Below are 9,295 nucleotides of genomic sequence, written 5' to 3'. Positions count from 1 at the left end.
AGCCCACACGAGTATTGAGCATAGTCGAGATTGGTGCAGATCACTTCTGATATTGAACTGTCAGGAGCTGGCTGCACAACAGCCATTACGCCCAATCAACTGGTGCAGTCGTCTTCTGAAAATGACATTTGGTATCTCTCATAAACGGATGTTTTTGAGAGAACTATCTTCGGCCTTCACACGCACGAAAGGCGGCGAAGCTCCGCCGTTAATCCGTCCGCCGGAGATCTCGCCCAGGCAGGCTGAAGGCCGAGCAAGCCTGACAGGCCCGAAAAGCCCGGCACGGGCGTCGGCGGCGATGACGGCGGCGGCATTATCCAGGGTTGATGATGGAAGTGGAGGATATCGACAACCTCTCGCGCAACCAAGACATCGCGGTCGGACTGCAAGTGATCTTGAAGCCACGGGCCCGTCCCACCCCGACATGGACCTCGATGCCCGAACGGACGTTAGATTTCGAGTTCTAGGCGTTCTGCGATGAAGGTTGGATCCCAGCCGGGATTGAAAGTGTCGACGTGGGTGAATCCGAGCCGCTCGTATAGGCCACGCAGGTTCGGGTGGCAGTCGAGCCGCAGCTTGGCGCACCCCTGCGTTCGCGCGGCATGGCGGCAAGCCTCGATCAGCGCGGAGCTGACACCCCGGCCCGCATGTGTCCGTCGCACCGCGAGCTTGTGCAGATATGCGGCCTCCCCCTTGAGGGCGTCGGGCCAGAACTCGGGATCCTCGGCCGACAAGGTGCAACAGCCGACGATGCCGTCGCTGCAACTCGCGACTAGGAGCTCGGATCTCAGGACGAAGGTCTCCGCGAATGTCCGGTCGATCCGCGCGACGTCCCAGGCGGGCGTTCCCTTGGCGGACATCCACGCCGCAGCGTCGTGCATCAGCCGCACAACCTCGTCGATATCACCCGAGCAGGCGACCCGAACGTTCGGAGGCTCCTCGCTGTCCATTCGCTCCCCTGGCGCGGTATGAACCGCCGCCTCATAGTGCAGTTTGATCCTGACGAGCCCAGCATGTCTGCGCCCACCTTCGCGGAACCTGACCAGGGTCCGCTAGCGGGCGGCCGGAAGGTGAATGCTAGGCATGATCTAACCCTCGGTCTCTGGCGTCGCGACTGCGAAATTTCGCGAGGGTTTCCGAGAAGGTGATTGCGCTTCGCAGATCTCCAGGCGCGTGGGTGCGGACGTAGTCAGCGCCATTGCCGATCGCGTGAAGTTCCGCCGCAAGGCTCGCTGGACCCAGATCCTTTACAGGAAGGCCAACGGTGGCGCCCAAGAAGGATTTCCGCGACACCGAGACCAATAGCGGAAGCCCCAACGCCGACTTCAGCTTTTGAAGGTTCGACAGCACGTGCAGCGATGTTTCCGGTGCGGGGCTCAAGAAAAATCCCATCCCCGGATCGAGGATGAGCCGGTCGGCAGCGACCCCGCTCCGTCGCAAGGCGGAAACCCGCGCCTCGAAGAACCGCACAATCTCGTCGAGCGCGTCTTCGGGTCGAAGGTGACCGGTGCGGGTGGCGATGCCATCCCGCTGCGCTGAGTGCATAACCACCAGCCTGCAGTCCGCCTCAGCAATATCGGGATAGAGCGCAGGGTCAGGAAATCCTTGGATATCGTTCAGGTAGCCCACGCCGCGCTTGAGCGCATAGCGCTGGGTTTCCGGTTGGAAGCTGTCGATTGAAACACGGTGCATCTGATCGGACAGGGCGTCTAAGAGCGGCGCAATACGTCTGATCTCATCGGCCGGCGATACAGGCCTCGCGTCCGGATGGCTGGCGGCCGGTCCGACATCCACGACGTCTGATCCGACTCGCAGCATTTCGATCGCCGCGGTGACAGCGCCGGCGGGGTCTAGCCGCCGGCTCTCATCGAAGAAGGAGTCCTCGGTGAGATTCAGAATGCCGAACACCGTCACCATGGCGTCGGCCTCCGCAGCGACTTCCACGATGGGGATCGGGCGAGCAAAAAGGCAGCAATTATGAGCCCCATACCTACAAAGCCCCACGCATCAAGCTTTTGCCCATGAAGCAACCAGGCAATGGCTGTAATTATGACGACGCCGAGTCCCGACCAGACTGCATAAGCAACACCGACAGGGATGGATTTCAGAACCAGACGCAGCCGCAGGCGCCGGAAACTAAACCGATGTCTGTAGGGTTACCGCTGGATCTGCGTGAATTCCAGCAGCAGCAAGAGAAAGACTTTCTACAAACCAGCTTACAGCAGGCAAAATTTAACCAGAAAAAAGCCGCTGAATTACTGGGTCTGACTTACCATCAGCTTCGCGCTTTGCTGAAAAAACACCAGATTTAACGCACATTTGCAGATGTTATATTGGCGGATTTGACGCATAACCTCATCAGGGTTTACCATGACGCCATTACTGTATAAAAAAACAGGCACAAAATATGGCTCTGGCACTCGTTGGCGAAAAAATTAACAGAAACCGCTTCACCGGTGAGAAAATTGAAAATAGTACATTTTTTAACTGTGATTTTTCAGGTGCCGACCTGAGCGGCACTGAATTTATCGGCTGTCAGTTCTATGATCGTGAAAGCCAGAAAGGGTGCAATTTTAGTCGTGCGATGCTGAAAGATGCCATTTTTAAAAGCTGTGATTTATCCATGGCGGATTTTCGCAATGCCAGTGCGCTTGGCATTGAAATTCGCCACTGTCGTGCGCAAGGCGCAGATTTTCGCGGCGCAAGTTTTATGAATATGATCACTACTCGCACCTGGTTTTGCAGTGCATATATCACTAACACAAATCTAAGCTACGCCAATTTTTCGAAAGTCGTGTTGGAAAAGTGTGAGCTGTGGGAAAACCGTTGGATGGGGGCCCAGGTACTGGGCGCGACGTTCAGTGGTTCAGATCTCTCCGGCGGCGAGTTTTCGACTTTCGACTGGCGAGCAGCAAACTTCACACATTGCGATCTGACCAATTCGGAGTTGGGTGACTTAGATATTCGGCGCGTTGATTTACAAGGCGTTAAGTTGGACAACTACCAGGCATCGTTGCTCATGGAACGTCTTGGCATCGCGATTATTGGCTAGTCTTCAGGGAGCGGTGAATATTCCGCCCCCTGCACAGCTTTTTACCCTTCAGGCATCGCTGAAGAGTGGTGTGTGGAAATTTTCCACTCTTTACCGTCCCATGCATAAGTGAATGTGTAGCGGGCTGAAACCGTTGATTTGTCCGCGAAGGTAAATGTGTAGGTACCGGTGTCTATCGCCTTATTACACCCCAGGCGAATGGTACGCATGTCAATTTTCCCGGTCGGCTTTTTCGCAAGAAAATGCTCGAAATAATCAACACGTTCAGCGTCCGTTAAACGCGCTTTATTGGATACAGTAGGCAACAATACCGCATCGCTAAGATAATTTTCAGATACCGTCTGCGCGTTACCTGTTTTCAATGACTCGTTCCACTTATCAAATAGCGCTTCGATTTGCGCTTTATTCACCTTCACACAGTCTGGAGTCGACGCTGCAAAAACGGCTCCAGGCAATAGGGCAAGTGAAACAACAAGGCTCAGTAATTTATTCATACAATTCATTCCATTAGAAGTTAAATGGCAACAGAAAACCGTTCATAACCAGGATCAAAGCCAAAATGCATTTAATAACCAATGGAAATCATCACCATAAATGGGTGAGAAGATTAAGATGCCATGAAGAAAAAATGGAATTAACATATTGAAATAATTATAGATACTTTAGCTATTACAACTCACATAACGTGTACTGCTTCCTGAATGATTATAGTTCAGCATTGATAGTGACACTCTAAATGCTCGCTCCACACTTCGTTATCGATGCCATACTCCATCTTCCGAGCACACACTGATATCAATCAGTAAACAACGACAGGTACGCCCCCACGTTTATAGCAAGTCAGATGGGCCATGAAAATGCTAAGATAGTTAACAGAGTAGATTCAAAGTGGATAGCAGGTATGAATTTTGACCATGTCGCGGTGTTGAACTCGCGCTTATCGAGCCTGTTACTCCCAAAAACAAACGGTAATGGCAAATGTCATTAAGTATTAGTAAGATAGCCTCTTTATATAATCCATTAAAATTATGCGCCTGGTTTTATCATCTCTGATCGTGATGGCTGGATTTCTGAGTGGTCAGGCTGCTGCTGCGCCTGAGCAAGCTCCGCACGCTGATATCCGTGACAGTGGGTTTGTCTATTGCGTCAGCGGGCAAGTCAATACGTTCAACCCACAAAAAACGAGCAGCGGTCTCATCGTCGATACGTTAGCGGCCCAATTGTATGACCGACTGCTTGATGTAGATCCCTACACCTATCGGCTGGTGCCTGAGCTTGCTGAAAGCTGGGAGGTGCTGGATAACGGCGCAACCTACCGCTTCCATCTGCGTCGTGACGTTCAGTTTCAGAAGACGGCCTGGTTCACCCCCACCCGCAAACTGAATGCAGACGATGTGGTGTTTACCTTCGAGCGCATCTTTGATCGCCACCATCCGTGGCACAATGTGAACGGCAGCAGTTTCCCCTACTTCGACAGCCTGCAGTTTGCCGATAACGTCCAAAGCGTGCGCAAACTGGACAACAACACCGTTGAATTCCGCTTAACGCAACCGGATGCCTCCTTTATGGGGTATAGGAAGTATAAACCACCTTTTTGCTCCTCATCCGAAGTATCTTACCTGAAATTCCCTCACTCGTTTACCGCTCAAGCCCCAATTTTAACTGCCGGTCCAGCCTAAACCGCTCTAATAAGGTTCGATTTGGCGGTAAAATCTCTAGCCTGATAGCTCGAGAGATACAAACTGCCCCACCGCCCCGTTTAAAAGTTGGCAGTGTTGAGCAGTGTTGGATTTGGGGTCGTCAGTCAAAGAGACGACTCTGTGATGGATCGAACAGGCTGGGAGTCAGTGGCGGCGCTCGTTCTGGTGGCAGCTCACGCTGCTTGGCGGCATTCGCCTTGGCTGTTTTCTGTTTCAGATGCTTGAGAATCTGCTCAATGACCTTCGGATCTTCGATGCTGGCAATCACTTTGACGTGACCGCCGCAGTGTTCGCAGACTTCAATATCAATATTGAAGACTCGCTTGAGGCGTTGCATCCAGGTCATGGCGCGGTGGCGCTCTGCAGGACTCTTGTCACGCCAGTTAGTATCGAGACCTTCCGATTTGTCGGGCTTCTTGCCCCGCTTGGCGGGTGTTACTTGAACTCGGTGTTTGCTGTTCGGTGCAAAGACGCCGTGGAAGCGTGTGAGGTTGACTCGCGGCTTAGGTACCAACGCAGCGAGTTTGGCGATGAAGTCCAGCGGCTCGAAGATCACATGGGTGGTGCCATTGCGGTACGGAGTTTTGAGCTCGTAACGCACCTGCCCATTGGCGGTTAATGCCAGACGTTTTTCTGAAACCGCTGGCCGACTAATGTAGCGACACAAGCGCTCAAGCTTATCCCGCTGATGCGCTTCGGCCATCACACCGGCGTGTAGCGAGAAACCAGCATGGTTGGCTACTCGACTGCTTGAGTCGGCTTTATCCTCACGCCCTGGCAAGGTTTGCAGGGTGAAGACTTTGCGCCCTTGCTGGGGGCCGACGGCAATGCGATACGTAACCGAAGCACCATGTAATTGAGTCAGCGTATCGTCTTCGCCCTCTTCCAGTGTCAACCACGTATTCTCGGCATCACGCTCCAAAATCCCACGCTTTTCCATGCAGCGAGCGATGCGATGGCTGAGGGTGTGAGCGAGCGTATTCAGCTCATCGTAAGTGGGTGCCTTGACACGATGGAAGCGTTGCTTGCCATAGTCATCTTCGGCATAGACACCATCGAGAAACAGCATGTGGTAGTGGACATTGAGATTTAGCGCGGAGCCAAAGCGTTGGATAAGAGTCACTGAGCCAGTTTGTGCAGAGGCTTTGGTGTAACCGGCTTTTTTGATCAGATGAGTTGAGAGTGTACGATAGACGATACTCAAGACCTGGCCCATCAGCTGGGGATGGCGAGCCAGCAAAAAGCGTAGCTGGAAAGGAAAGCTGAGCACCCACTGGCGAATGGGCTCCTTGGGGAAGACTTCGTCTATCAGCAGCGCCGCACTCTCGGCCATCCGGCGGGCACCGCAGCTAGGGCAAAAGCCGCGTCGTTTACAGCTGAAGGCGACCAGACGCTCGTGATGACAATCCTCGCAGCGAACCCGCATGAAACCATACTCCAGACGGCCACATTGGAGGAGGTCGTTGAATTCTTGTTGGATGTAGCGAGGCAGGTGTTGACCTTGGGCTTCGAGTGAGGCTTTGAAGGCTGGGTAGTGCTGCTCAACCAGCTGGTAGAGCAGCGTCTGGTCGGGTTGGTGGCGTTCGTAACCGTTTGTTTGAGTGGGCGATTGACTCGCCGTGGCGTTCCTTGCCAGCGACATGGGTATCCTCCGCTGATACTGTGGTTATGTACAGTATCAGCGGCTTGCGTTCAGACGTCCAGTCTGGCCCTAGACATCGCTAAATGCTTAACCCGCAATAGCCCTCACGAGTTGTTATCAGCCACTACCGGTTGAGCGAGAAGGTTTTGGGTTCAGGGTGCTATTGCTCCACCAATCACAATACTGAAGCCCCAACTGTTATCAGTTGGGGCTTTTTCTTGTCTGTTTGCGGCGGTTGCGTTTTATCGGTAGTCGTCGAGCTCTGCACCATCCCACATAAGAGCTTAACGGTGCGATCTTCAACGCCATCACACAAAACTTTCTTTTTCACGCACAGTCAACTTATTGGATGTTTTATTAACAACCCAAAAGGAGATATTTAGCGGGCGGCCGGAAGGTGAATGCTAGGCATGATCTAACCCTCGGTCTCTGGCGTCGCGACTGCGAAATTTCGCGAGGGTTTCCGAGAAGGTGATTGCGCTTCGCAGATCTCCAGGCGCGTGGGTGCGGACGTAGTCAGCGCCATTGCCGATCGCGTGAAGTTCCGCCGCAAGGCTCGCTGGACCCAGATCCTTTACAGGAAGGCCAACGGTGGCGCCCAAGAAGGATTTCCGCGACACCGAGACCAATAGCGGAAGCCCCAACGCCGACTTCAGCTTTTGAAGGTTCGACAGCACGTGCAGCGATGTTTCCGGTGCGGGGCTCAAGAAAAATCCCATCCCCGGATCGAGGATGAGCCGGTCGGCAGCGACCCCGCTCCGTCGCAAGGCGGAAACCCGCGCCTCGAAGAACCGCACAATCTCGTCGAGCGCGTCTTCGGGTCGAAGGTGACCGGTGCGGGTGGCGATGCCATCCCGCTGCGCTGAGTGCATAACCACCAGCCTGCAGTCCGCCTCAGCAATATCGGGATAGAGCGCAGGGTCAGGAAATCCTTGGATATCGTTCAGGTAGCCCACGCCGCGCTTGAGCGCATAGCGCTGGGTTTCCGGTTGGAAGCTGTCGATTGAAACACGGTGCATCTGATCGGACAGGGCGTCTAAGAGCGGCGCAATACGTCTGATCTCATCGGCCGGCGATACAGGCCTCGCGTCCGGATGGCTGGCGGCCGGTCCGACATCCACGACGTCTGATCCGACTCGCAGCATTTCGATCGCCGCGGTGACAGCGCCGGCGGGGTCTAGCCGCCGGCTCTCATCGAAGAAGGAGTCCTCGGTGAGATTCAGAATGCCGAACACCGTCACCATGGCGTCGGCCTCCGCAGCGACTTCCACGATGGGGATCGGGCGAGCAAAAAGGCAGCAATTATGAGCCCCATACCTACAAAGCCCCACGCATCAAGCTTTTGCCCATGAAGCAACCAGGCAATGGCTGTAATTATGACGACGCCGAGTCCCGACCAGACTGCATAAGCAACACCGACAGGGATGGATTTCAGAACCAGAGAAAGAAAATAAAATGCGATGCCATAACCGATTATGACAACGGCGGAAGGGGCAAGCTTAGTAAAGCCCTCGCTAGATTTTAATGCGGATGTTGCGATTACTTCGCCAACTATTGCGATAACAAGAAAAAGCCAGCCTTTCATGATATATCTCCCAATTTGTGTAGGGCTTATTATGCACGCTTAAAAATAATAAAAGCAGACTTGACCTGATAGTTTGGCTGTGAGCAATTATGTGCTTAGTGCATCTAACGCCTGAATTAAGCCGCGCCGCGAAGCGGCGTCGGCTTGAATGAATTGTTAGATGCCAACCCGGTCAATGTGCGCTGACCTTGGATAGCAGGTTTAGAACGGCGACGCCACTGACGATAAGTCCCATGCCAATGAACGCCCAGAAGTCTAGTTTTTGGCCATGGAAAATCCAAGCAATAGCTGCCACAAGCACGATGCCAAGCCCAGCCCATACAGCGTAAGCAATACCGACCGGAATGGACTTGAGCGCGAGAGACAAGAAATAGAACGCAAGCCCGTAGCCAGCCACAACTACAACGGAAGGAACTAACCTAGTGAATCCATGGCTAGACTTCAGTGCGGAAGTTGCGATGACCTCGCCAAAGATTGAAACAGCCAGAAATATCCAGTTCTTCACGCGCAATCTCCTCTACGGTATGAAGGAGAAATTGTAGTGGCTATGAGTTGCCAAAAACAGTCTTGCGGCTATCGATTTTCTGTGAGCATACGCAACGCCAAATCTGGCATCTAACGCCTGAGTTAAGCCGGAGCGCTTTGCGGCCGCGGCGTTGTGACAATTTACCGAGCAACTCCGCGGCCGCGAAGCGATCTCGGCTTGAACGAATTGTTAGGTGGCGGTTCTTGGATCAATGTCGAAGTGCATGACGTCTTCCCGAACTCCAAGCTTTGTGTAGAGAGCGACTGCCGGATCGTCACCGTAGTCTGCTTGCACATAGATTACATACGCGCCAAGTTCAACCGCCACACGCTTCAGGTGGCTAATCAGGGCAGTTGCGACTCCTAGCCTTCGATGGCTGGAAGCGACTGCCAAGTCATAAATGTAGATCTCGCTTCGCGCTTGCTCGAACTTGGGTAGAACGTAGGCGGCGAGCCCACCTATTGCTGTTCCGCGGTCAAAAGCAGCGAGCGCGATGAACGTCTCGCTGTGCAGAAGATTGGCAAGATACTCATTGGTCGGCTGGCGATCAGAGTAGGTTGGAATGTCCTCAAACTCTTTGCCGAAGAGATCGAGCACAGCCCTCATGGCTGAAATTTCGTCAGGGCCGATCTTGACGGTTGCAATGATGCTCATTGAGCCACCTAACTTTGTTTTAGGGCGACTGCCCTGCTGCGTAACATCGTTGCTGCTCCATAACATCAAACATCGACCCACGGCGTAACGCGCTTGCTGCTTGGATGCCCGAGGCATAGACTGTACAAAAAAACAG

The 9,295-nt window shown here is 53.5% G+C and carries 9 protein-coding genes and 3 pseudogenes; 3 read left to right on the top strand and 9 right to left on the bottom strand.

Annotated features, from left to right (window positions below; genetic code table 11):
* Window positions 1-449 precede the first annotated feature (449 nt).
* From ACHH0Z_RS25125 to ACHH0Z_RS25115, 3 genes and pseudogenes are all read right to left on the bottom strand, one after another.
* Window positions 450-950, bottom strand: coding sequence for a GNAT family N-acetyltransferase (locus ACHH0Z_RS25125; protein WP_000376623.1), 501 nt, complete (start codon window positions 948-950; stop codon window positions 450-452).
* A gap of 127 nt (window positions 951-1,077) precedes the next feature.
* The gene (sul1, locus tag ACHH0Z_RS25120) at window positions 1,078-1,917 is read right to left on the bottom strand and encodes a sulfonamide-resistant dihydropteroate synthase Sul1 (protein WP_000259031.1); all 840 of its coding nucleotides are present in this window, start codon (window positions 1,915-1,917) and stop codon (window positions 1,078-1,080) included.
* A pseudogene (locus ACHH0Z_RS25115) lies at window positions 1,911-2,120 on the bottom strand (DMT family transporter); the annotation flags it as partial. The pseudogene ACHH0Z_RS25115 and the gene sul1 (ACHH0Z_RS25120), both read right to left, overlap by 7 nt.
* Here ACHH0Z_RS25115 and ACHH0Z_RS25110 point away from each other — a divergent pair.
* A pseudogene (locus tag ACHH0Z_RS25110) lies at window positions 2,106-2,312 on the top strand (helix-turn-helix domain-containing protein); the annotation flags it as partial. The pseudogenes ACHH0Z_RS25115 and ACHH0Z_RS25110 sit on opposite strands and share 15 nt — an antisense overlap.
* Window positions 2,313-2,407: 95 nt before the next feature.
* Window positions 2,408-3,052: a quinolone resistance pentapeptide repeat protein QnrB2 gene (locus tag ACHH0Z_RS25105; RefSeq protein WP_012695489.1), complete on the top strand. Its 645-nt coding sequence runs from the start codon at window positions 2,408-2,410 to the stop codon at window positions 3,050-3,052.
* 41 nt (window positions 3,053-3,093) lie between these two features.
* On the opposite strand, the gene ACHH0Z_RS25100 is transcribed toward ACHH0Z_RS25105, so the two are convergent.
* Complete coding sequence (locus ACHH0Z_RS25100; protein WP_003833285.1) at window positions 3,094-3,546, bottom strand: SgcJ/EcaC family oxidoreductase; 453 nt, start codon at window positions 3,544-3,546, stop codon at window positions 3,094-3,096.
* A 534-nt stretch (window positions 3,547-4,080) separates the two neighbouring features.
* On the opposite strand from ACHH0Z_RS25100, the pseudogene ACHH0Z_RS25095 reads away from it, so the two are divergent.
* Window positions 4,081-4,620 (top strand): annotated as a pseudogene (locus tag ACHH0Z_RS25095) (ABC transporter substrate-binding protein); the annotation flags it as partial.
* Window positions 4,621-4,852: 232 nt separating this feature from the next.
* Here ACHH0Z_RS25095 and ACHH0Z_RS25090 read toward each other — a convergent pair.
* The 5 genes from ACHH0Z_RS25090 to aac(3)-Ib form a co-directional block, all read right to left on the bottom strand.
* Complete coding sequence (locus tag ACHH0Z_RS25090; protein ID WP_000050481.1) at window positions 4,853-6,394, bottom strand: IS91-like element ISCR1 family transposase; 1,542 nt, start codon at window positions 6,392-6,394, stop codon at window positions 4,853-4,855.
* Window positions 6,395-6,798: 404 nt separating this feature from the next.
* On the bottom strand, window positions 6,799-7,638 hold the full coding sequence (gene sul1 / locus ACHH0Z_RS25085; RefSeq protein WP_000259031.1) for a sulfonamide-resistant dihydropteroate synthase Sul1: 840 nt from the start codon (window positions 7,636-7,638) through the stop codon (window positions 6,799-6,801).
* On the bottom strand, window positions 7,632-7,979 hold the full coding sequence (locus tag ACHH0Z_RS25080; protein WP_000679427.1) for a quaternary ammonium compound efflux SMR transporter QacE delta 1: 348 nt from the start codon (window positions 7,977-7,979) through the stop codon (window positions 7,632-7,634). The genes sul1 (ACHH0Z_RS25085) and ACHH0Z_RS25080 overlap by 7 nt, the downstream gene beginning before the upstream one ends.
* A gap of 172 nt (window positions 7,980-8,151) precedes the next feature.
* Window positions 8,152-8,484, bottom strand: coding sequence for a quaternary ammonium compound efflux SMR transporter QacF (locus tag ACHH0Z_RS25075; protein WP_015243636.1), 333 nt, complete (start codon window positions 8,482-8,484; stop codon window positions 8,152-8,154).
* A gap of 210 nt (window positions 8,485-8,694) precedes the next feature.
* Window positions 8,695-9,159, bottom strand: a complete 465-nt coding sequence (gene aac(3)-Ib / locus ACHH0Z_RS25070; protein WP_010792467.1) for an aminoglycoside N-acetyltransferase AAC(3)-Ib — start codon at window positions 9,157-9,159, stop codon at window positions 8,695-8,697.
* Between the last annotated feature and the right edge of the window lie 136 nt (window positions 9,160-9,295).

It is taken from the genome of Enterobacter cloacae complex sp. 2024EL-00227, assembly GCF_043945315.1.
GTDB classification, from domain to species: Bacteria; Pseudomonadota; Gammaproteobacteria; order Enterobacterales; family Enterobacteriaceae; genus Enterobacter; species Enterobacter roggenkampii.
The sequence above is the reverse complement of the archived record's forward strand: the minus strand, read 5'-3'. Positions and strand labels throughout refer to the sequence as shown.